Annotated in this window: 17 protein-coding genes; 9 read left to right on the top strand and 8 right to left on the bottom strand. The window is 57.7% G+C overall.

Going from position 1 to position 21,801, the window contains the following annotated elements; genetic code table 11:
- Nucleotides 1-89 precede the first annotated feature (89 nt).
- The gene (smc, locus tag H6F59_RS19875) at nucleotides 90-3,776 is read left to right on the top strand and encodes a chromosome segregation protein SMC (RefSeq protein WP_190704413.1); all 3,687 of its coding nucleotides are present in this window, start codon (nucleotides 90-92) and stop codon (nucleotides 3,774-3,776) included.
- A gap of 268 nt (nucleotides 3,777-4,044) precedes the next feature.
- Entirely contained in the window at nucleotides 4,045-4,968 is a 924-nt protein-coding gene (locus H6F59_RS19880; protein WP_190704416.1) for a PRC-barrel domain-containing protein, read from the top strand.
- 55 nt (nucleotides 4,969-5,023) lie between these two features.
- Here the strand turns inward: H6F59_RS19880 and H6F59_RS19885 are convergent, their stop codons facing one another.
- The 3 genes from H6F59_RS19885 to bchD all read right to left on the bottom strand — a co-directional run bounded on the left by H6F59_RS19885 (nucleotide 5,024) and on the right by bchD (nucleotide 10,100).
- A complete protein-coding gene (locus H6F59_RS19885) occupies nucleotides 5,024-6,016 on the bottom strand; it encodes a pentapeptide repeat-containing protein (protein WP_190704419.1) in 993 nt (330 codons plus the stop codon).
- Between the two features lie 17 nt (nucleotides 6,017-6,033).
- Nucleotides 6,034-7,926: an adenylate/guanylate cyclase domain-containing protein gene (locus H6F59_RS19890; RefSeq protein ID WP_190704424.1), complete on the bottom strand. Its 1,893-nt coding sequence runs from the start codon at nucleotides 7,924-7,926 to the stop codon at nucleotides 6,034-6,036.
- Nucleotides 7,927-8,057: 131 nt separating this feature from the next.
- On the bottom strand, nucleotides 8,058-10,100 hold the full coding sequence (gene bchD, locus H6F59_RS19895; protein ID WP_190704427.1) for a magnesium chelatase ATPase subunit D: 2,043 nt from the start codon (nucleotides 10,098-10,100) through the stop codon (nucleotides 8,058-8,060).
- A gap of 335 nt (nucleotides 10,101-10,435) precedes the next feature.
- On the opposite strand from bchD, the gene H6F59_RS19900 reads away from it, so the two are divergent.
- Both H6F59_RS19900 and H6F59_RS19905 read left to right on the top strand, forming a co-directional pair.
- Entirely contained in the window at nucleotides 10,436-11,035 is a 600-nt protein-coding gene (locus tag H6F59_RS19900) for a hypothetical protein (RefSeq protein ID WP_190704430.1), read from the top strand.
- A 107-nt stretch (nucleotides 11,036-11,142) separates the two neighbouring features.
- Nucleotides 11,143-11,541: a gamma-glutamylcyclotransferase gene (locus H6F59_RS19905; protein WP_190704448.1), complete on the top strand. Its 399-nt coding sequence runs from the start codon at nucleotides 11,143-11,145 to the stop codon at nucleotides 11,539-11,541.
- A gap of 80 nt (nucleotides 11,542-11,621) precedes the next feature.
- Here H6F59_RS19905 and selD read toward each other — a convergent pair whose 3' ends face one another.
- Nucleotides 11,622-13,895: a selenide, water dikinase SelD gene (selD, locus tag H6F59_RS19910; RefSeq protein WP_190704451.1), complete on the bottom strand. Its 2,274-nt coding sequence runs from the start codon at nucleotides 13,893-13,895 to the stop codon at nucleotides 11,622-11,624.
- Nucleotides 13,896-14,082: 187 nt separating this feature from the next.
- Between selD and H6F59_RS19915 the strand changes: the two genes are divergently transcribed.
- Nucleotides 14,083-14,730 carry a PRC-barrel domain-containing protein gene (locus tag H6F59_RS19915; RefSeq protein WP_190704455.1) on the top strand — a complete coding sequence of 216 codons (648 nt, stop codon included), beginning with the start codon at nucleotides 14,083-14,085 and terminating at the stop codon, nucleotides 14,728-14,730.
- Between the two features lie 190 nt (nucleotides 14,731-14,920).
- Here H6F59_RS19915 and H6F59_RS19920 read toward each other — a convergent pair whose 3' ends face one another.
- Nucleotides 14,921-16,051 carry a cob(I)yrinic acid a,c-diamide adenosyltransferase gene (locus H6F59_RS19920; RefSeq protein ID WP_190704458.1) on the bottom strand — a complete coding sequence of 377 codons (1,131 nt, stop codon included), beginning with the start codon at nucleotides 16,049-16,051 and terminating at the stop codon, nucleotides 14,921-14,923.
- Nucleotides 16,052-16,198: 147 nt separating this feature from the next.
- On the opposite strand from H6F59_RS19920, the gene fraC reads away from it, so the two are divergent.
- The 3 genes from fraC to H6F59_RS19935 are packed head-to-tail and all read left to right on the top strand — an operon-like array spanning nucleotide 16,199 to nucleotide 18,617.
- Complete coding sequence (gene fraC, locus H6F59_RS19925) at nucleotides 16,199-16,792, top strand: filament integrity protein FraC (protein ID WP_190704461.1); 594 nt, start codon at nucleotides 16,199-16,201, stop codon at nucleotides 16,790-16,792.
- The gene (locus H6F59_RS19930; protein ID WP_190704464.1) at nucleotides 16,786-17,808 is read left to right on the top strand and encodes a DUF5357 family protein; all 1,023 of its coding nucleotides are present in this window, start codon (nucleotides 16,786-16,788) and stop codon (nucleotides 17,806-17,808) included. The genes fraC and H6F59_RS19930 overlap by 7 nt, the downstream gene beginning before the upstream one ends.
- A 29-nt stretch (nucleotides 17,809-17,837) precedes the next feature.
- Complete coding sequence (locus H6F59_RS19935) at nucleotides 17,838-18,617, top strand: ABC transporter permease subunit (RefSeq protein ID WP_190704516.1); 780 nt, start codon at nucleotides 17,838-17,840, stop codon at nucleotides 18,615-18,617.
- 156 nt (nucleotides 18,618-18,773) lie between these two features.
- Here H6F59_RS19935 and H6F59_RS19940 read toward each other — a convergent pair whose 3' ends face one another.
- From H6F59_RS19940 to H6F59_RS19950, 3 genes are all read right to left on the bottom strand, one after another.
- Nucleotides 18,774-19,265 (bottom strand): hypothetical protein, encoded by a 492-nt coding sequence (locus H6F59_RS19940; RefSeq protein ID WP_190521343.1) that lies wholly within the window; start codon nucleotides 19,263-19,265, stop codon nucleotides 18,774-18,776.
- Between the two features lie 443 nt (nucleotides 19,266-19,708).
- Nucleotides 19,709-20,110 carry a MauE/DoxX family redox-associated membrane protein gene (locus H6F59_RS19945; protein WP_190704466.1) on the bottom strand — a complete coding sequence of 134 codons (402 nt, stop codon included), beginning with the start codon at nucleotides 20,108-20,110 and terminating at the stop codon, nucleotides 19,709-19,711.
- 101 nt (nucleotides 20,111-20,211) lie between these two features.
- Entirely contained in the window at nucleotides 20,212-20,442 is a 231-nt protein-coding gene (locus H6F59_RS19950; protein WP_190521441.1) for an acetyltransferase, read from the bottom strand.
- A gap of 265 nt (nucleotides 20,443-20,707) precedes the next feature.
- On the opposite strand from H6F59_RS19950, the gene H6F59_RS19955 reads away from it, so the two are divergent.
- Nucleotides 20,708-21,691, top strand: coding sequence for an SDR family NAD(P)-dependent oxidoreductase (locus tag H6F59_RS19955; RefSeq protein WP_190704471.1), 984 nt, complete (start codon nucleotides 20,708-20,710; stop codon nucleotides 21,689-21,691).
- Nucleotides 21,692-21,801: the final 110 nt, after the last annotated feature.

The raw sequence follows: 21,801 nt of genomic DNA on the forward strand, positions 1-21,801 counted from the left end.
AATAGGTATGGATCCTAGCTGTCTAAGTTAGATAGCCAAAATCTCTGCCCTGTAGTACACTTGTTTCAACCTTGAGGTAACGCTGGCCAGTGCACATCAAGCGTGTTGAGCTGTCCCACTTCAAATCGTTCGGGGGTACAACCCAGGTTCCATTGTTGCCTGGGTTTACTGTCATATCTGGACCTAACGGCTCAGGCAAATCGAATATTTTAGACGCGCTACTGTTTGGTTTGGGGTTGGCCAGCTCTAAGGGCATGCGGGCCGATCGCCTGCCCGACTTGGTGAACCAAAACCAGATGAGCCGTCGCGCGACCTCTGAAGCCAGCGTTACAGTCACCTTCGACCTCAGCGACGTGGCTGCCGATTTGATGATCGATGGCGACACGGAGGTTCAGGAGAAGAATGTTAGTGGGAACGGTGCGATCGCTAATACCAACGGCCGCAACGGCAATTCTCCCACCCTTGCAATTTCTGAGTCAGACGCCGCCAATGTGGTCACGTTACCCACGGGCCGCGAGTGGAGTGTGACCCGGCGGCTGCGGGTGACCAGTCAGGGTACCTACACCTCTAATTACTACATCAACGGCGAGCCCTGCACTCTCAACCAGCTCCACGAGCAGCTGCAGCGGTTCCATGTTTACCCCGAAGGCTACAACGTGGTGCTGCAGGGGGATGTCACCAGCATTATTTCGATGAACTCCCGCGAGCGCCGGGAAATCATCGACGAACTGGCCGGAGTCGCCGCCTTCGATCGCAAAATTGACCAGGCCCGGGGCAAGCTGGAGGCCGTGCGCGACCACGAAGATCGCTTTCGCATTGTTGAGCGCGAGCTGCAAACCCAGCTTGAGCGCTTGGTTCAAGATCGGCAAAAGGCTGAGAAATACCAGCGCCTCAAGGAAACCTTTCAGACCAAAAGCCAGTGGGAGGCAGTGCTGCTGTGGCAAAGCCAGCAGCGGGCGATCGCTGCCCTGCACCAAACCCTAGAGCAGGGCGAGGTCAAGTCGACCCAGCTAGCCGAGGCAATTACCCAGGGGCAGGGGGCGATCGCTGCCCTAGAAGCTGAACTTGCCACCCTCAATGCCCGCATTCGAGCCATGGGCGAAGACGAGCATCTGGCCCTGCAATCCCAGGTGGCCACCCATGAGGCCGAGCTACGCCAGCGCCAGCGCCAGGAACAGGAAAACCGCAACGCTACCAACCAGGGAGCTGCCCTGCGTCGCGACACTGAGATCGCCCAACTGCAGCAGCAGCGAGATTTGGAGCAGGTGCGGCAATCCATTGCCTCTCTAACCACGGGAGAGCTAGTCGCCCTTACCGAGGCCAAGAACCAGGTGCAGCAGGCCCTAGAAGAACGCCGCCAGGCAACATTGGCGATCGCCTCTGAGTCCCAAGCCAGCGTTCAGCAGCAGACCCAGCTGCGCCAGGCGATCGAAACGTTACGGGGCGATGTCGAACCCCAGCGGGCCGAGCAGATTCGCCTGCAAGAGCGCCTGCGTCAGCTCGAACAGCAGATCGAGACGTTAAGCGAGCAGCGCCGCGCCTTAGGGTCTGCGCCAGCCGCCTCGGAAGCCGACACTGGGTTCGCCCAGCGTTTAGCGGCAGCGGAAAAAGAAATTCAGGCGATCGCCGCCAAGATTGCCGCTGCCGAGGCAGAACTCTCTGTCCAGCGCGACACCCAAACCCGCTTGCTCAAAGAACAGCGCGACAAGCAGCGCGAACTCGATAAGCTCGAAGCCCAAACCCAGGCTCTGCAAGAGAGCCAGGGCACCCACGCCACCAAGCTGCTGCTCGACAGCGGCCTAGCGGGTATCAGCGGCTTAGTAGCTCAACTGGGCAAAGTAGACCCCAAATATCAACTCGCGCTAGAAATTGCTGCCGGGGCGCGCCTCGGCTACCTAGTGGTCGAGAACGACCAGGTAGCCGCTAAAGGCATTGAGTTTCTCAAGCAGCGCCGGGCCGGACGGGCTACTTTTTTGCCTCTCAACAAAATTCGCGCCCCCCGGTTTACTCCCGTGCCCGACTGGAAGCGCCCCGACGGATTCCTCGACTACGCCGTTAACCTAATCGATTGCGATCCCCGCTACCGCGATATTTTTGGCTACACCTTTGGCAGCACCGTGGTGTTCGACAGCCTCACCTCGGCCCGGCAGTACCTCGGCGACTACCGCATCGTCACATTGGAAGGGGAAATTCTCGAAACCAGCGGGGCGATGACCGGGGGGAACGTGTCGTCGCGCTCCAGCGGCCTGCACTTTGGCACCGTAGAACCGGCAGAATCGTCAGAAGCCCAGGCCCTGCGCCAGCGGCTGGGAGATATTGAGGTGATGCTAGAGCGCTGCGATCGCGACCTCAACAACACCTCCGAAACCCTGAAAACCCTCTCCCAAAACTTAATTGCCCAGCGCCAGCAGTACCGCGAACTCCAGCTAGCGAACGAGCAGCAGCAGAGCCAGCACCAGCAGCAGGCCCAGCAGGCAGCCCAGCTCGAAACCCAGCTCAGTCAGCACCAGCAAGAACTGACCAGCACCCAGGAGCACCAGCAAGAACTCGCAGAATCTTTGCCCGCCCAGGAAGCTGAAATCGCCCGTCTGCAGCAGGCTCTTAGCGAGCTAGAGCAGTCCCAGGCCCACAGCGAGTGGCAAACTGCCCAGGCAGCGGTGGGGCAGCTGGAGAGTCAGTTGAGCGATCGCCAGCAGGCCCTCCAAGATGCCGAGCGCTACCTGCAAGATCTGCACAACCAGCGCCAGCAGCTTGAGATTGCCCTTACCCAAGCCCAGCAGACCCTCACCACCCAGGCCCAGCAGCAGACTGAGCGCGATCAGCAGCTCACCCAGCTCCAGCAGCAGCAGGCCGGGCTGAATGGTGAAATTGCCCAGCTGCGCCAGCAGATGGCTGCCCTCGATCAAACCCTAGCTGCCGAAAAAGCCGTCCGCGATGAGCTAGAGGGCCGTCTGCGCACCCGGCGTACCCAGACCCAGCAGCAGGAGTGGGAGCGGCAAAAGCTGCTCGAAACCCAGCAGGAACGCCGTCAGCAGTTGGCCGAGGCCCAGGAACTGTTGTCAACCCAAGCGGCTGAGCTACCCGACCCACTGCCCGAGATTCCCGCCGAGACAGATTTGGAGGAGTTGCGGAAAGAGCTGCGATCGCTCCAACGCCGCATGGAGGCCATGGAACCCGTCAACATGCTGGCCCTTGAAGAATACAACCGAACTGAAGAGCGTCTCACTGAGCTGACCCACAAGCTCACCACCCTCGAAGAAGAGCGCACCGAGCTGCTGCTGCGCATCGAGACCTTTACCACCCTGCGTCGCCAGGCCTTCACCGAAGCCTACGACGCCGTCAACCTCAACTTCCAGTCAATTTTTGCTGAACTCTCCGATGGCGACGGCCACCTACAGCTCGAAGACCCCGAAGACCCGTTCAACGGCGGCCTCAACCTAGTCGCCCACCCCAAGGGCAAGCCCGTGCGCCGCCTAGCCTCCATGTCCGGAGGCGAAAAATCCCTCACGGCCCTCAGCTTCATCTTTGCCCTCCAGCGCTATCGCCCCTCTCCCTTCTACGCCTTCGATGAGGTTGACATGTTCCTCGACGGGGCCAATGTAGAGCGACTGTCGCGTATGATCAAGCACCAGACCGAACAGGCCCAATTTATCGTGGTGAGCCTACGTCGCCCAATGATTGAAGCCGCCCAGCGCACCATCGGCGTCACCCAGGCCCGTGGAGCCTACACCCAGGTACTCGGCATCGATCTGGAGACCCAAAGTGCAACGCTATAGTCTTAATCGAGGTAGACACAATATGTAGCAAAAAGCATGTCAGGTTTAGGCATTTCCCCGTTCCCCTAAACCTTAGATTTACAGAGCAAATCAAGCTAGTGACCAACCGAATCCGTCTAGTAGTTCGGTCTTCCCTCCTGTAGAATTAGACGATTCTGGTTAAGATAGCTATTCAGGTTAAGGAATCGTTTTACCCCGGTAACGCGGTCTGCTACCGGCCTGGCTTGTACCAGCGCTCTGTTGTCTCGGTCCACGAGATGGATTAAACATGACCTTAGACAAATATCGTCTTCGCTCCGACTTCTTGGGTACCCAGGTAATTACCCGCAACTCAGGCCAGCGACTGGGAATTGTCAGCCAGGTTTGGGTCGATGTAGACCAGCGAGAAGTCGTGGCCATTGGCCTGCGCGAAAATATTATGTCTGGGTTGGTATCGAGCACCCAGCAGGTCATGGCGCTCACCAACATTCGCCAGATTGGCGACGTCATCTTAGTAGATGATGAAGCCGTTTTAGACGACGAAATGAGCGTGGCTTCCTACAGCACGCTGGTCAACTGTGAAGTCATTACTGAGACCGGGGAACCCCTGGGCCGAGTGCGTGGGTTTAAGTTCGACGTCACCACTGGACGGCTAGAAACCATTGTGATCGCCTCCTTTGGACTGCCTCAGATTCCTGACCAGGTGATTAGCACCTACGAACTTTCCATTGACGAAGTAGTCAGCAGTGGCCCCGATCGCCTGATTGTTTTCGAAGGCGCTGAAGAAAAAATGGTGCAGCTCAGCGTGGGCCTGCTAGAGCGCCTAGGTATCGGCAGCGCCCCTTGGGATCGCAACGACGACAGCGAATACATTATGCCGGTGTCAACCGCCAACCAGCTGCCCTCAGGGGTTCAAGTACCTGCCGAGTTTAGCAAAGCTCGTCCGGCTACTACTGAAGAGCGCTGGAGCGACGACGACTGGGGCGAACCCGAGCGGGTTGAAGCCCCCCTCCAGGCCCAGCAGCCTGCGGAACGCTACCAGGCTGCTACCCTAGATGACCAGAGCACCTACAAAGCTTACGACGCCGACTTCCAAGACGTCACTGAAGACGTTTGGACAGAGGAAGACGAGGGCGCGCCCTACGAGGCCAAGCCCCTCAACATTCCCCAAAAGAAAAAAGTCACCGAGTACGAAGAAGAACTGGACTATTGAATATCCATGGGAGCAAGTGGCGCAGTAATCCTGGCCAGGAACAGAGCCGCTCCCATCACTCATGAATACTGCCATCAGGCATAGTAGTTCCGGCCAGCATGACGTTGACTAGGGTGGTGCTGCTAATTTCAGCCCGCTCTAAAATAGCCTCGCTTAAGTCAGCATCGCTAAGATCGGCTCGACCTAAATATGCTTCAACTAGCAGAGCTTTAGTGAGAATAGAGCGGCGTAGACTCACACGAGATAGGTCAGAGCGACTAAAGCGAGCGTCGGCCAGATTGCAGTCATCCATCTGGGCTAGAGCCATAGTGGCTTCAGTGAAGTCGACCCCTTTGGCGCTGACGCGGTTAAGGTTAGCCTGGCTGAGGTTGCTACGGGGGAAACGGCTCTGGGTAAGATCGGCAGACTCTAAACAGCTTTGGCTAAGGTCGACATCGCTGAGGTTGGCATTGCACAGCAGCGCCCCCTGCAAATTGGCTCCCTTGAGGTTGGCATCGCGTAGCACCGCCTCGCTGAGATTAGCGCCGCTGAGGTCAACGTAGGCCAAATCGGCCCCCGAGAGATTGGTGCCCCGTAAATCAGCCAGGTGTAGCTTAGCTCCCCGCAGATTGGTGGCGTACTTGCGGTTTTCTTGGCGTAGATTAGCTCCACGTAGGCAAGCACCGGTGAGGTTAGCGCCGCTGAGATCAGCGTTGCGCAGGTCAGCTCCGGTGAGATTGGCATCGAGCAGATCGGCCAGGGTCATATTGGCGCTGCGCAGATCGGCCCCCTGTAGGCTAGCCCCGTGCAGATCAGCATCGCGCAGCATGGCAGCCGACAGATCGGCCTGGTTGAGGTTAGCTCCCCCCAGGCGCGCCCGCGACAAATTAGCCTGGCGAAAGCGCACCCGCGTTAAAAACGCCAGCATGAGGTTGGCATTCTCGAGATCTGCCTGCATCATATCGGCCCCAATCAAATCAGCCCCAGCGAGGTCGATGCCCACCAGGGTCTTACCCTTAAAGTCCATATCGCCGCGGGCATAGGCGTCGAGCAGTTCGCGGGCATTCATATCGAAGACCAAGGGGCTTAGGCAGAAAATCGGGCGGATACAGGGGCAGCCACAGCGGAACGATCGCCAGCGTTAGACGTCTCAGAGACAACTTCAAGATGGGGGGTTGGGCTTTGGGCCACTGCCTCTGCCGACTCTAGCAGACCATTGGGGTCTTGGGGATAGTAGGCGCGCATTGCCTGAGCAATGGCGCTGGCCACCTGCCCCCCGTCGCCGACCCGGCCGAGACAGTGGGCAATAATGGATAGCTTACTGTCTAAGTCAGAGTAGGTGGGACAGTATTCGAAGGTTTGCTGCAATAAGTCGTCGAGAGTGCGTCGGCTGAGGCTAGACCAGTCTTGGGTTGTGTAGCCGAAGGGGCCGTGGAGACAGGAGTACAGCAAAATTTTGGCCCGCAGCGGATTGGCATACTGAACAATCTCGCCCCGCAGGTCGAATAGAGACGAGCGATCGCGCCTCGGGCCTCCTGGCTCAGACCCGCCACCTATGGGGTTAGAGAGGGTGCCATGGAGAGTGGTCAAATCTGCTGGCTGGTCATAGCCGCCGCTGGACAGGGTGGTATAGGCTTCGGCGATCGGACTGGAGGGTCCAGAGGGCTCGGCCAGGACGGTGGCCTCGGCCAAAACCGTTTGTTCTACCAAGGCGGTGGCCTCGGCTAGGGCCTCAGGCTGGGTTTGGTAGAGGGGCTGGAACCCCACCATGATCTGATTGGCCAAGCGGGTGTACTGCTGGCGTCGGTTGAGATACTTAACAACGCGGCTCAACCGATAGCGCAGGTCTTGGGGCCTAGGGGCCAGGGTAAGCGTCTGTTGAATTAGCCCCGGCAAATAGGTTTCGCTGAGACGGCTGGGGTCATTTTCCCAGCCACCGTGACAAAGACAGTGCAGCAGCTTGCGCAGTCGTAGGGCCTCGGGGCTGCGGTCAAACTGGTCGGCGATGGCCTGGCAGCGCTCCTCTAGAGAACGCGGAGTGAGCTGGGTGAAAACTTCGGAAGTAGCCTCAGGGTTTTGAAACAGCGATCGCCCGTACCAGGGCTGGAGCTGTTTGACGATGGTTCCGGCAATTTCACTGTAAAGATCTTGGCGGTTGAGCCCGGCCACTACCCGCTTTAGCTGATCTTCAAATTCAGCCAAGGTCGGGTAGCGATCGCGCAGCGACAGCAGCAGCGATCGGAGGTCAAATTGATCTAGCACCGCAGGGTCATTTTCCCAGGCCTGCTGATAGGTAGCAAACACCAGTTTCTTAATGCGCAGGTTATGGGCGTGGGTGCCCAGGTGGCGCAGGGCATTGTCTAGCAGAGCCTCCGTGGTCATAGGTAGGGTGCAGGTGTGGTCCTCAGATCCTTGGGGGCCAGACTCAGTGTCTTCAGCGTGGAGCGCCAGCTGGTAGGCAGGTACTGCCTCCTCAATATTCTTGAGTTGCAGAGGGCCTAAAAAGGTAGCGTGAAGATTGAGCCGCGCCTTGACCACATCGTAGATAGTGCGCGACACGCACAGGCCGCGGGGTTTGGCAAAGGTTTGCAGTCGGGCGGTGATGTTGACCCCATTGCCCATCACATCCTGCTCGCTGACCAGGATATCGCCGAGGTGCACGCCAATGCGGTGATCGAGATACTGGTTGGGCTCCAAGCCCTCGGCTAGATCGACTAGCCGCCGCTGCATCTCTAACCCACAGGAGACCGCCTCTACAGCGCTGAGAAAGTAGATTAGCAGACCGTCACCGGTCGATTTGAGCACAGTGCCGCCAAACTCTCGGCAGATATCGCCGATCAGCGTCAGGTCGCGATCGATCAACCGCAGAGTGCATTCTTCATCGGTTGACATGCGGGTGCTAAAGCCTACCGCATCAGTAATCATGATAGCGGCCAGCAGGCGTTGCCCCTGGGATAGCGATGACACTCGACGTTCCATGGCGACTCGCGATGGTGCACATTAGGGATAGGCTGACTCTAGAGCGAGGACCTACCTCTAGAGATTCATACCTTACATATTGCCCGTCTAGACCTTAAGATGCGCCAAATAGAGGCCGGAAGTCGAACGGTTCACCCAGTCTTCATATCTGCGATCGCCCCTCGGGCCATAGAAGCAATGGCTTGATCGGTGGCTTTAGGCAGTTGGTAGTAGCGGCCCCCGGCAGTCTTAGCCAACTCTTTACCAAACCCAGTCGAGACAAACTTGCGCTCAGTGTCGATAATTAGCAGTTGATAGCCCACTCCACGAATGCGCCCGGCGATCTCCAGCAGCTCCTGCTTGATGTCGGACTTAGGGGCATCGGGCTCAGGAATGTCGCCCAGGGAGCGCGACAGCGGCACGTTGCCCCGACCATCGGTAATCGCCACAATCACCACGCTGCCCACATCCCCTGATTGCTGGGCGTTGATGCCCACCCGCACCGCTTGAGTGAGGCCATGGGCTAACGGCGAGCCGCCGCCGCAGGGCATGCGCTCTAGCCGCCGCCGAGCCATGGCGATCGAGCGGGTAGGCGGCAGCAGCACCTCTGCCTGCTCGCCCCGAAAGGGGATCAGCGCCACCTGGTCGCGGTTTTGGTAGGCTTCGGTCAGTAGCTCTAGCACCGCCCCCTTGGCACTCTGCATGCGGTTCAGGGCCATGGAGCCCGAGGCATCGACCACAAAAATAATCAGCGAACCGGCCTTGCGGGCCAATCGCTTGGCGCGAATGTCCCCCTGCTCAACAATGACTCGGCGACCGGGCTCACGCTCGCGACGAGCCTTTTGGTAGGGGGCAGCAGCCCGCAGGGTGGCATCTACCGCAATGCGGCGCACCGGCCCCTGGGGCAAGAAGGGCTTGATATAGCGGCCCCGTTCTTCAGAAAAAATTAGGTTGGCATTGCCCGATTTCCCCTGACGGCCCATGGTTTGGGCAAACAGCAGCATCGACGGGTCAATGATCACGCCCTCGGGGTCGAAGACAAACTCCTCCGGAATGCTGGGGGGGCTGTCATCCTCGTCGGGGGTATCGTCCTCTTCGTCTTCCTTGTCTTGATCTTCCGTGTTGTCCTGGGGCTCGTCTTGATCCTGATTGGAGGGCGGCGGTGGCGGCGGTGGCGGCGGCTCTTCGGGCATGTCTTGGGGCAGCAGGGAGCGGGGCACAATCACCAGCTCCACCGCCACCCGCAGGTCGTCGGCATTGACCTCGGCGCGCCCCTCTAGGGCGGCGTGGGCCTTGGCTACTCGCACCGCAAACAGCTCGGCCCGGTGACCCTGAATGCCACCCCGCAGGGCTTCGGTCACCAGGTACTGGATCTGCTCCCGGCTGATGGTGACCTCTTTGAGCCATTCGCGGGCCAGAATAATCTGGGTTCTGAGGGCATCGATCTCGTCGGCGTAGGCGGCAATCACCGCCTGAGGATCGTTGGCGAACTGGGTGGACTGTTCTACCGCGGCCACTCGGTCTTCAAGGGCCATGGCGCTATCGGCTGACAGGGCGATCGCAATGCGATCGAGCAGGTGCTGTCGCAGCGGCCCGGCCTCTGGGTTGTAGGTGGCGATCAGCAAAGGCTCACAAGGGTGCTGAAAGCTCAGGCCCTCGCGCTCGATCTGGTTGCGGCGGGCGGTGAGGGCAGCCAGCAGCAGGTTCGCCACCTGGTCATCAAGCAGGTTGATGTCATCGACGTACAGCACACCCCGATTAGAGGCGGCCAGCAGCCCCGGCTGAAACACGCTTTCCCCCGCCTGGATGGAGCGGGCCACATCCACTGAGCCCAGCAGCCGGTCTTCGGTTACCCCCAGGGGAATTTGCACAAAGGGGGCGGGCACCACGCGGGTGGGCAGATCAAGATGGTGACTGGAGTCGCTGAAGCGATCGCGGGTTTGGTCATCCCACAGCTGAGGGGCAGCGGGGTCAGCGTTGCAGCAGGAACCCTCGACTACTTCAATGGGGGGCAACAACTGGTGCAACGCTCGCGCCATGACAGATTTGGCGGTGCCGCGCCGCCCGGCAATCACGACCCCGCCCAGGTTAGGGTCCACCGCCGCCAGCAGCAGGGCCATTTTGATCGCCCCCTGCTCGACAACCGCCGCCAGGGGAAATACAACCGGAATTGGGGAATCTACTGTGGCCATCATGGCGTGGTCAACGTACTCAAAAGGGGCAATGGTTCAGTCCTTCACCATATCAGGAATTGCCAAACCCTAGCCCGGCATGGCTTACCAACGGTGGAGTATTCTGCCCCGACGCGCGATCGCGCTACTGCCGCCGTCGCCATCTTGTGTTGCATTTTGTTGCAAATCGCAGAAAGCGTCCGTATTTTCCCCGGTCGATGCTCTTTTTAATCAGCCAAACCTCCGTTATTTCAACATTGGGAAAATACTGACCATCCCCCATGCTATTGAGTAAACCTACTGTGTTACTGGGGGCAATCTCCAGTAACGGCCCCACCCACTGCAACTTCTACTGCCCTATGAGCGTTTCCCCTCGCCTCGATCAGGTTTCTCTGGCCCCCGCCCCGGCCATGGCCTGTAAGCTGCTGTTTGACCGCGACCTGTACACCCCCTGCCATGTTCGGGTGCCCGATATCGACCATCGGCTGTCAGCGATCTATGTCGACAACCAGTTCTACAGTTTTCTCAAGATTGTGCCTGAGGCTCGCAAGGCTTTAAATGTGGTGGCCCGCCTAGGGAAGCGAGACTATACGGCGGCAATTACACAAACTCGGCAGGGCTACGCTGTGTGGGCCCACGAGCCTCAGGCTGTCTACGCCGCCCCAGCTAGAAAGCCGGACTACACGATTCGCCCAGTATTTGGACCCCAGGCCTGCCTAGTAGTGACGGACGAAACCACCTATCAGACCTGTCGGTTGCAGGTGCCCGACGTGACTAAACCGCTGATGGCGCTTACCCATAACGATCGCTACTACAGCTTCTTTAAGCAAGATACCGATGCGGCGAAGGTGCTCGACATTGCCGCTAAACTAGCCCGTCGCGGCGATGAAACCCTACTGGTGATTGAGCCACCGACGTTTACGCTGGCGCTGCTAGAGCCCAACGGCCGATTGGTCTAGTCAACGGTGGTGGACTGTATACAAAAAACTGTGTTGGGGTGGCGTGATCCTCTAAGGTGATAATTTGAAAACCTTTTCACGCTCTCTCCGGCACTGGAATGCTCGCCATGACTGACAACACCGAAAACATTACGGTCTTTATTTGTGGCTCGGCTCTGCGCGGCCAGCCTGACAACCAAAACCTCCAGGATGCAGATTTTCTCGGAGCGGCGGCAACGACTCCTATCTATCGGCTGCATGCGGTGAAGGATGGCTGGCACCCAGGCATTTACCAGGTTGAGACGGGGGGAATTTCGATTCCCGGTGAGCTGTACGCCATGACCCCAGAGCAGTACGCCTATTTGAAAGACAATGAGCCGCCGCACATGTATCCCCACGAGGTGCAGCTGGCAGACGGGGGAACGGCGATCGCGTTTCTCTACCCCAAAGCACTGATCGACGAGCACGGCTGGCCCGATATCTCGGCCCACGGCGGCTGGGCAGCCTATAAAGCGGCAGCAGTCTAGCTCAACCCGAGATTTCCAGACTAAATCTTTGGAAGCGGCATTGTCTAAGACCACTTAGGCAGTGCCACTTTACCCTAAAATCACCCTTCTTCAAGGTCCAGCACTAGGGCATGGGCAGTATCAGCGGCGGGTGTCACGCGGCCTACCACCGCAGCGGTTTTATAGCCCTGGCGATGTAGGTCGGCCAGGCAGCTGTTGGCCGCAGCATTTGGCACGGCTGCTAAGAGCCCCCCGGCAGTTTGGGGATCGAACAGCAGGGGATAGATCGGGTGGTCGCTCCAGGTGTGATCGACAAAATCCGCAGCTTGGAGGTTTTGGGGGTGGAGGCTGCTGAAGAGGCCCACTTTTAGCGTTTCGATCGCACCAGGCAGCACCGGCAGAGCATCAAGGGTTAGAGCAGCGGCAACACCCGAGGCTCGCACCATTTCGAGCAGGTGCCCGGCGAGGCCAAACCCAGTGACATCGGTGCAAGCGGTGGCCCCATGGGTGCGAAAGATATGGGCAGCAGCCTGGTTGGGGGTGAGCATGTGGGCGATCGCATCCTCAATCCACCTCCCCTTAGCTTTGCCCTGCATGTCGGCGGCAAACAACGTCCCGGTCCCTAAGGGCTGAGTGAGAATCAGAGCGTCACCGGGCTGCATGCCACCTTTGCGCAGCAGGGCATTGGGGCTGGCCACACCGTTGCAGGCGAAGCCTAGGGCCAGTTGAGGACCAACAACGGTGTGGCCGCCCACCAGCGGAGCATTGGCAGCCAGCAGGCCTTTAAAGGTGCCGGCTAAGATTTGGTAGAGCATTTCAGCCTGCTTGGCTGGGGTAGCGTAGGGCACCTGCACCAGGGCCAGTACCGTGTGGGGCTGGGCACCCATGGCGTAGAGATCTCCCAAGCAATGCTTGAGGCAGATTTGGGCAAAAGTAAATGGGTCGTCTATTAGCGCGGTGAAGTAATCGACGGTCTGCACCATGACCTGCCCCGGCGGCACGGTGACTACAGCCGCATCATCGGGGGCATTTAGGCCAATCAAGACGGCCTCGCTATCGACTTCAGGAAAGTCTTGGCGCACCCGGCGAAGGGCTTCGGCTAGGGCAGTGCTGCCTACCTTAGAGCCACAGCCCGCGCAGGGGAGCGAGGGGGGAACGGCAGGAGTTTTAACCGCAGCTTGAGCCATTCCCCCAACCGGTAGGTCGCGGAAGCGGGCCATGAACTTGCGATCGATGTGGTCTTTCCAACGGTGGGCCAAGGGAGACTCGATCGCAACCGGGCCGCGATCGGCAATAGCTTTGCCGTTGCCGGTTTCGATTAGGCTGAGAAACTGGTGCTGGGGGCGAAAGGGTTTGAGCGGCTGACCCTGCACAAAGCAGCGCAGGTTATGGGCTAGCGGCGGTCCTTGGCGCACTGCAAACACCCCGGCTTTGGGGCGGGGGTGGCGCGCCATGGTGGCTACATCCCCAGCGGCAAAGACGTTGGAATGGGAGAGGGTTTGCAGGGTATCACCTATCTGAATAAAGCCCTCGTCAGTGAGGGATAGGCCAGACTCTTGCAGCCAAGCGGGGGCACTGGCACTGGTGACCCAGAAAACGCGATCGCACTTTACTGCCAGCCCCGACGAGCCCCTCACCACCCGCTGACCGCTGCCTTCATCCAGGCAAATTTCCTTGACTGCTTCGCTGAGGTGGAGGTGAATGCCGCGATCGCGCAACACCCGCTCCAATCGGCGGCGCGTCCATCGATTGCGCTCGGGGGCCAGTTCTTCGCCCCGATGGAATAGGTGCAGCGCCAGGTTAGCCGCCGGTTGGCCCAAGGTGTCTAGTAGGTTCACTAGCCGTTCGTGTATGCCGATAGCTAGCTCTACACCCCCAATGCCCCCACCTACCACCGCCAGGGAGACTGGTTTTTGAGGATTTGCTGCGACATTTTCAACTAGCTGTTGCCACTGGCGCAGCAGAGCGGGCACTGGCTTGGCGGCAATAGCATATTCCGCTGCCCCCGGTACCGATAGCGTCGCGGGGGTGCTGCCCGTATCAATAGACAGCACATCGTAGGCCAGGGGCGGATGGTTGGCACACAGCACTCGCTGCTGGGCTAAATCGAGCCCCACGGCGCGATCGACCACTAGGCGGCACTGGGCAAAACGAGTCAGCGGCCGCAGGTCAATGTGAGCCTCGTCGAAGCTGTAGCGCCCGGCCACATAGCTGGGCAACATGCCCGAGTAGGGCGTATCAACTAGGTCGGTCAGCAACGTCAGCCGCACCCCCGGCATAGGAGCCATGCCCCACTGCCGCAGCACCAAGGCGTGGGTGTGGCCCCCGCCCACCAGCACCACATCCATCACAATTGTCGGTTCAGCCTGCATCATGCCTATGTCCACCCGTTCCCTTAATGTATGCCTACTGGGGTTATACCCGTCCCTCTATTGAGCGATGGGGAAGAAGATTATTCTCGTTAGCTTTTGAACAGGACGAATTAAAGGAGGCGTTAAAGTGCCTTTACATCGGCTTAAAAGCTATTATCCTAATTACCGTGAGACTCTTGCTGACGGACAAATGGATAAAATTAGTTCTTACGCTGTCTATGCCCAAGGCGAAGACAAAGTAGGTTCTGCAAAAGATTTGTTAGTAGATGATTCTGGTCATTTTCGCTACTTAGTAATTGATACTGGGCCGTGGATTTTTGGGAAAACCGTCCTGCTGCCCGTTGGCTTAGCCCGGTTTGACTATGACAATACCCGTATCTACGTCGATGGCCTGACCAAGGGCCAGGTCGAGCACCTGCCAAAATATGACGACGATATGGTGGTAGACGAGCATTACGAAGAGCGCATCAGAGGAATTTATCAACCGATCGCTCAAGGGCGTTCTAGTCGTCAATTTCTGGGCAACACCACCTACTCCACTGAGGCTCAAAACGACTCTCGTGCTGGCGATTTGCGACGCATGCCTCCCATCGGCAACACGGCTAGCGCGACGGCTACCCGCAATGACTCCGTAGCAGGAGACCTACGACGTATGGGTCCGATCGGCGCTCCTGTGGGCACGCTGACAGAAAACCATCCTGGCAGACCTGACCACAGTGCCAATATTTACGACCAAGAAACTGGCTTCTATGGATTGAGCAACGAAGACAACCATGGCTTACTTCGCTCCTACGAGGAGCGTTTAGCTGCCCATCGCAGCCGCAACTGGGTTGAGTAAAAACGGCTAGCTGTCCTAGAGCGGACTAATAGATTCTATAGTTGCGTTACCCCAGCTTACGAGATGACCTTAACGAGATTCTAGAGTGACAAAATACTGATTAAAGTCACGGCTTCGATCAGTGTTTTGTGCTTTAAACTGCGAATTTCTGCTTTATTCCTTCCTTGAGCCTTAACGAAAATAACCTTCTTTAAAAGTCGACGCCGCGCTTCAAATCAATGCCTTTTTCAGCATAGTGTTTGTGGTTGAACACCTCCGAGTGGGTACTGGCCAACTCAAAATAAGCGGGGCGATTTTTACAGCGCCCGGTGATAATAACCTCAGTGCCACGAGGCTTACGCAGCAGCGCCTGGAGAATTGGCTCCTCGGGCAGCAATTCTAAATCGACTGTGGGGTTAAGCTCGTCGAGGATGATGGTTTTGTAGAGACCTGAGGCGATCGCCGTCCGAGCAATTTCCCAACCCCTTTCAGCCTCCACATAATCAATCTCTTGCTGCTGTCCGCGCCAGACGATCGCATCGCGGCCGCAGCGCTGGTGGTCAACCAGGTTGGGATAAATTTTGCGCAGAGCTGCGATCGCCGCGTCTTCGGTATAGCCATTGCCCCCCTTCAGCCATTGAATAATCAGCACCCGGTGGGAGAGATCTTGGCTGATGCCTCGACCGATAGCCTGGAGAGCTTTGCCCAGGGCGCTGGTCGACTTGCCCTTGCCCGAACCCGTGTAGATCTCAATGCCCTCAATGCCCTCAATGCCCTCGGGCCGAGGTTGTGGCTTCATTTCTGAGTGCAAGTTGGCTACGTCGAGAAGGGGCTGGGGGGCACCGCGTCCAGTGGCGATAATTTCCAGGTGGTCAGGCTTATTCAGCAGGGTTTTGGCCACCTCATTGACATCGAGCAGACTCAAGTCGAGCACCGGGTTGATTTCGTCGAGCACCACGACGGAGTAGAGGCCCGAGGCGATCGCTCCCTTAGCCACATCCCAGCCCCGTTGGGCCTCCTGCTTGTCAAATTTGGTGATCTCCTCTGGCCCAAAAAACTCGGCCCGCCCGGTGCGCACCTGGTCGATTAGGTGGGGAAAGCCTCGCTGGAGCGCCTCAATCGCGGCATCTTCGTCGTAGGTGCGGCCCGGCCCCTTCAGAAACCGCAGCAGCAGCACCCGGCTCTCCAAAAAATTTTGAATGCCCAGGCCAATGGAGCGCAGCACCACCCCCAGGGCCACCTGGGACTTGCCCTTGCCCTCACCGTCGTAGACGTGAATCTGCCCTGTGATCCGCTCGTTGCCCTGCTGGGCAGTGCGGATGCCGATGCCGGTTCTAACCATGGATGTTGCGGATTGCGTACTAGGTGTGCGTATTCTTGAGCGGCCCGATCTAAGATCTTAGCGAAAGCCGGGCCGAGGTTATACCCTTGAGAGTGCACCGGGAACCCCCCATCAGGGGTCGAGATTTGCGACCCACCCTCAGCGCCCATGCCCATCAACGATTTGCTATCAGAACTTGGCATTTTGCCGCTGCGGGCGATCGCCGTGCAGAGCATGCTGCTCATGGTGGCCATTGTGCTAGAAGCCATGGTGCTGCGTCAGCAGCTGCGCCTGGGCTACCGCACCAGTATGCAGTATGCCGCCACCCTTAACCTGCTGGCCACCAGTTTGGGCTGGATTGCGTTTTTGGCCCTTGAGGCGGTGCTGCCCCTAGCGCTGCGCAGCCAGGTGATTAGCTACGTGCTGTTCAATCGGTTTTACACCAACAGCTGGCACGACGCGCTGCCGGTGGTGGTGGTGGTGGTGGCGATCGCCGCCTTCTTTGTCACCTACTGGATTAAGCTCCAAGGGCTGCTCTGGCTGCTGCAACTGCTCGGCCAAAAGCCCGCAGAAAACACTCCAGAGGCGATCGAAGGCGATCGCCGCCAGCGCTACGAGCGGGCCCGGCGAGCCCAGATTGAAGGACGACAGGGCGGCACCTCGCCTCGGGCGTTGGCCATGCTCCAGGCCAACGCCGCTAGCTTTACCGCGATCTTGGTGCTGCTACTGCTGATCAACCAGAGCGGAGTACTGGGATGGTAGGTTTTTTCGGTTTTTTGCGTCAAACCCTGGTTGAACTGTGGCAAGCGGTGCTGCCGCCGCGTTACTTTTCCTGGCAAACCGTCATCTACATGAGCTTGTTTTCGTGGCTCATGTCGCTGCTGGCGCGCCTCTTGGCAGCCACACCCTTTACTGTAGGGCTGCTGGCCACCATCAGCTGGATCTGCCTAGCCCTAGGGGTGGGTTGGGCGCTAGAAGCCAATAAAGTCCGGTTTTTCGGTATTCCCGTTGCCCCCTGGGTATCGGGGGCAATTATATGCATCTTTTTGTTTGGGTCGTGGGGCGGGCGGTGGTTACAGCCCGCCCTGGTATCCTGGCCCCTAGTGTCCTTTGCGGTAATTGCTGTGCCCAGTCTATTGAGCTGGGATTTTGACCTAAAAACGCCGCCGCCGATGGTACGCCAGCAGTTGGCGCTGCTGTTTTGCCTCAGCCTGCTGTTTAGCAGCTGGTTTCAGTTCTACTTCCGCATTCAATCCTGGGTGCGCGACTACCCCAGCCTAGTGGCCGACAGCGTAGACAACAGCGCCTTTGTCTACCGCTTTCCGGGCCAGGAGGTGGCCTTGCCCGCCGGGGTCACCCACCTCACCATTGCCGAAGAAGTGCTGCGGGAGCAGATCGATAACAAGCCCTGGCCTTCGGTAGAGCGGTGGCTACTCAACCTTGAAGGCCAACGTCAGGCTCTGCAGCGGCGGGTACAATCCCAGATGGGTCGCGGCGCATCCTTAGAAAATTCGCTGTGGCGGCTCGATTTTCAGCCCCTGTCTAACGCCGATGGCTACACCCTGAAGCTGTGGGCAATTTGGTCAGGGCCAGCCGCCAACCAAAACGGCTACTACCTAGAAAAAACCTGCCTACTGATGCCAGTCAACCGAGGTGGCCTAGTAGATACCGAAAATGCCGCGCCCGGGTACACCACAACCCAGTGGTCTACCCTCACCTGCGACCTGCAAACGCCGCGGCAGGCAGGGCATCCTAGGGGCACACAACAGCAAGGCTAATTTTGAGAGGTACAGAAGTGGTTAAGCCAATGGTGCTATCGCGGGTAGGGGTCATTGCCCGCACCGTGTTTTTAGAGGTAATTCGCGATCGCATTCTGTATCTGGTGGCCCTGTTCGCCCTGCTGCTGGTAATCGCGCGGGTGCTGCTGCCCGACATTTCTGCCGGGGCAGAAAACAAAATTTTGATGGACCTGGGTCTAGCAAGCATTCATCTGCTGAGCGTGGTAGTGGCTGTGTTTGTGGGCACTGGGCTCATCAACAAAGAAATCGAGAAGCGCACGGTGCTGGTGCTGATTGCCAAGCCAGTCAGTCGAGCCGAGTTTATCATAGGCAAGCATTTGGGCCTTACAGCGGTGCTGGCGGTGCTGATTGCTGCCCTCGGAGCAATTTTTGTGCTGGTGCTAGCCGCTAGCGGCGTGCCCTTTTCGCTGGGAAGCTTAGTACTAGCGCTGCTCTTTACAACTCTGGAAGCGGCGCTGCTGGTGGCCGTAGCCATCGTATTTGGAGTATTCACCAGTTCCCTACTGGCCACAATGCTCACCTTCGCAGTGTATTTGATGGGCCACCTGAGCCAGGACTTGGTAGCCTTTGGCAAACTCAGCGAGACCCCAGCGGTGCAGCGGCTCACCAACGTCCTATACCTGGTGCTGCCTGACCTAGAACGCCTCAACCTGCGCAACGCCGCCGCCTACGGCATAGAACTATTGCCCACCCCTCCAGAGCTTTTTGGCCATGCCCTCTACGGCTTACTTTACACAGCGCTACTGCTGTCAGTATCAATCATAATTTTTTCGCGCCGTCAGTTTTAAGAGGACGGTTGAAAAGCCCTACTTTTGGCAGTAAAAGCGAAGAGCTCCCTAGTACACCTTTTAAGGGTATTAGGAAGCTCTTCGCTTAAGGGAAGCAGAGGGGAGCAGCAGGAGACTAAAGCTACAGAAAACGCGTATCAGACGCCCTCTAAAACCCTACATAGCGGCAGGGTTGATGCCAAACACAATTACCGCTGCCATCGTCCCAGCTAAAACGCCATAGCAACAGGCCACCAATGCTTTAAATTGGCCTCGATATTTGTAGCGCCAGAGCATGGCGGCCAAAGTCAGGGAGTAGAGCAGTTCTTCGATTGGGAAATAAGCGGTTTCATTAGTAATATCAACACCGAGCACCAGCATCGTCCACAACAGAAAGACGATAAAGCTGTTAATAATGGGAGCGCGACTCTCCCGAGTAGGGATTTGAATTCGCGCAATGAACCCTAGATAAATTAAGACTGTTAACGGAAATAGTGCTGCAGCAAGACTTCGGGCTCCAGCGCCAGAGGAGTAACTCATGGCAAACAGCACGCTAGAAGAAAGCTGGTACAGCAAAAAGCCAACGGCTAAAAAGAGCACAAAAAAACTGGCTATGCCCTTTGACCCTTTAGTCCAGTCATTAGAAGGTTGCCTTCGACGAGTTTGCATAGAGACCCCAAACATGAATTCGTATATTAAAGATGCCGTCGCTGCGGGCCACGCAAATGTTTAGCGCTGCGTCTAGGGCAGATTTAGGCGGTGAAAGTTTTGACTGGGGCGCGATCGCCGCCAACCGGCGTTAAAACACCTTGTTTCACCCACCATCACAGTCCAAACGGTATAAGTTAACTCTGGACTTGTAATAATAGCTTATTACCTAATTTGATTGCTTAAGACTATCAGGGCTGTAGGATCACCTCAATCGCCCCCAGGAAGGATTTTTCTCCTACTAGCTCGTTCTCAAGGATGAAAATAAAGCTATTGGAGGGTGGGGGTTAAAGCCGCAATTCTCTTCCTCAGAGGGTCTCCAACGGAGGTAACGCCTGCATGTGAAAAAATTCAGCGTCATCGGTCCTAACGCTGCACGCAATGCCAATCAACAACCAAAATAATTATTGAGAAGTTTGCGGTAGCTCTGGACGGGTATACCAATAGGCCCAGGCAATCAGCACAAACTGAAACGGTAGTCGAATCGCCTGAAACCACCAGGTGTTGGGGATGCCCTGGATTTCAATGTGATTGATGGCCATGTTGAGGTTGGCCGGAAACACCGCAATGAACAATGCAACCAGCCCCCATGCTGAAGCTTGGCGCAGAGCGGGCACCAACAGACCAATCCCCAGCATAATTTCGATCACTCCGCTGATGTAGACCAGGGCAGCCGGGGCAGGCAAAAAGTCCGGCACAATCCGAATAAACGGTTCTGGCTGGGCGAAATGCAAAACCCCTGCCACAATTATGCAGACGGCCAAAATGCCCCGAAGGGTAGTTTTGCTGTGCTCAAGTCGATGCATAGGTCAGAGAGTGATTGCTGCGGGGCAAGGTAATGGCCACCATCGTATGGGGTGGAAGGATCGCGATCGGAATATATCCGTGCTCTGGCGCAACGGATTGGCTACGCCTGGGGGGTTGGGCTCTGTTGCAGTTTGTAGTCTGGGTTAGTCCAGCACTCGGGTAGGGCCTCGCCAGAGGGAAACTGAAGGCGCGATTTTTCGTAGGCTTGGGGTGGCTGTTCTTCTTCACCAGCCTGCTGCTGACCCTGAATCTGGTTGTTCTGCGGATCAATTAAGTCAGTGACGTCGAGTACTTTAATTAGCGTTTGATCTTGGGCGTCTTTAACAAACATAGTTTTACAATTGAATTGAGTAGGGCCGACATTTGAGCCGTCGCCGTTTATGGCCATAGATTATCTAATTAGAGGGGCTGAGGCTTCTGTCTAAATAAGTAACTATTGCGCCGCTGCGATTCTTCAGGAGCTTACCCACAAGCGGCGGGGCTGTTAGAACAAAGTTGTTGGAACCAATAGCTGACTCGCAGCTACGTTGGGGATGGCCGGTTAGGCGATCGCTCTGTTACAGGCTGCAAGTCGCCGGTTTAATTAGGAGATATCTATGGCACGGCTAGACGGACAGGTGGCGGTGGTGACTGGGGCCACTAGGGGGTTGGGGAAGGGCATTGCCACTGGACTGGGGGAAGCCGGGGCGGTAGTTTATATCACCGGGCGCACCCTCACTGCCTCGACCGACTCGATGGGGTCGCTGGAAGAAACTGCGGCGGCGGTAGATCAGGCAGGCGGAACGGCGATTCCGGTACAGGTAGACCACAGCGACGATGATCAGGTTAAGGCCCTCTTCGATCGCATTCGAACCGACCAAAATGGCCGGCTCGATCTGCTGGTGAACAACGCCTACGCTGGGGTGTCAGCGCTTAAGGCGGCCTACGGCAAGCCTTTTTGGGAGGCTGACCCCGCCGAGTTTTGGGACGCGTGCAACGCTGTGGGACTGCGGAGCCACTACCTGGCCAGCGTTCATGCCGCTCGCCTGATGGTGCCGCAGCGGCGAGGGTTAATCTGCACCCTGTCGTCGTGGGGCGGGTTGTCGTACATTTTTGGGGTGCCCTACGGGGTGGGCAAAGCAGCCTGCGATCGCCTGGCCGCAGACATGGCGGTAGAACTCAAACCCCACCAGGTAACCTCGCTCTCGATTTGGCCGGGAATCGTTGGAACCGAGTTGATGACCCAGTTTGCCGCTGAGATGGGGCTGGGCAATAGTCAACCTGCTGGTGCTGGGGAAGATAGCTCGGCACCCGATCACTACAACTGGGAAACGCCGCTGCTCACCGGCCGGGTAATTGCGGCACTGGCGAGCGATCGCAACCTGCTGCGCCGCACTGGGCAGGTGCAAATTGTTGCCGAACTAGCCAGAGAGTACGGCGCAGTCGATGCCGAGGGCAATCGGCCGGCGTCGCTCAGGTCGCTGCGGTTTGTGCTGCCCTACGCGGTGCCGGGGCTGCGACCCTACGCCGAGCTGGTGCCCGATCTAGAGCTGCCCTGGCCATTTTTGCTGCTGGGGCCACTGGGCTCTCCTAAGGCTTAGAGAAGGGAGGCAAGGGAGAAACCGTGGCTGTGAATGCAAAAAAACAAAAGAAAAGCTGAAGAGCGAAAATCAAAACTGCTTGATAGTCTTGAATGTCGCACTCTACGTTG

It is taken from the genome of Nodosilinea sp. FACHB-141, from assembly GCF_014696135.1.
GTDB lineage: Bacteria > Cyanobacteriota > Cyanobacteriia > Phormidesmidales > Phormidesmidaceae > Nodosilinea.

Excerpts from the sequence above, each read along its gene's own strand:
- H6F59_RS19915 (WP_190704455.1), top strand. The coding sequence starts at position 14,083 with ATGGATAAAATTAGTTCTTACGCTGTCTATGCCCAAGGCGAAGACAAA.
- H6F59_RS19950 (WP_190521441.1), bottom strand. The coding sequence starts at position 20,442 with ATGTTTGTTAAAGACGCCCAAGATCAAACGCTAATTAAAGTACTCGAC.
- H6F59_RS19945 (WP_190704466.1), bottom strand. The coding sequence starts at position 20,110 with ATGCATCGACTTGAGCACAGCAAAACTACCCTTCGGGGCATTTTGGCC.
- H6F59_RS19885 (WP_190704419.1), bottom strand. The coding sequence starts at position 6,016 with ATGAATGCCCGCGAACTGCTCGACGCCTATGCCCGCGGCGATATGGAC.
- H6F59_RS19940 (WP_190521343.1), bottom strand. The coding sequence starts at position 19,265 with ATGCAAACTCGTCGAAGGCAACCTTCTAATGACTGGACTAAAGGGTCA.
- H6F59_RS19905 (WP_190704448.1), top strand. The coding sequence starts at position 11,143 with ATGACTGACAACACCGAAAACATTACGGTCTTTATTTGTGGCTCGGCT.
- H6F59_RS19955 (WP_190704471.1), top strand. The coding sequence starts at position 20,708 with ATGGCACGGCTAGACGGACAGGTGGCGGTGGTGACTGGGGCCACTAGG.
- H6F59_RS19935 (WP_190704516.1), top strand. The coding sequence starts at position 17,838 with ATGGTGCTATCGCGGGTAGGGGTCATTGCCCGCACCGTGTTTTTAGAG.
- fraC (WP_190704461.1), top strand. The coding sequence starts at position 16,199 with ATGCCCATCAACGATTTGCTATCAGAACTTGGCATTTTGCCGCTGCGG.
- H6F59_RS19880 (WP_190704416.1), top strand. The coding sequence starts at position 4,045 with ATGACCTTAGACAAATATCGTCTTCGCTCCGACTTCTTGGGTACCCAG.
- H6F59_RS19900 (WP_190704430.1), top strand. The coding sequence starts at position 10,436 with ATGAGCGTTTCCCCTCGCCTCGATCAGGTTTCTCTGGCCCCCGCCCCG.
- H6F59_RS19890 (WP_190704424.1), bottom strand. The coding sequence starts at position 7,926 with ATGGAACGTCGAGTGTCATCGCTATCCCAGGGGCAACGCCTGCTGGCC.
- selD (WP_190704451.1), bottom strand. The coding sequence starts at position 13,895 with ATGATGCAGGCTGAACCGACAATTGTGATGGATGTGGTGCTGGTGGGC.
- H6F59_RS19920 (WP_190704458.1), bottom strand. The coding sequence starts at position 16,051 with ATGGTTAGAACCGGCATCGGCATCCGCACTGCCCAGCAGGGCAACGAG.
- H6F59_RS19930 (WP_190704464.1), top strand. The coding sequence starts at position 16,786 with ATGGTAGGTTTTTTCGGTTTTTTGCGTCAAACCCTGGTTGAACTGTGG.
- bchD (WP_190704427.1), bottom strand. The coding sequence starts at position 10,100 with ATGATGGCCACAGTAGATTCCCCAATTCCGGTTGTATTTCCCCTGGCG.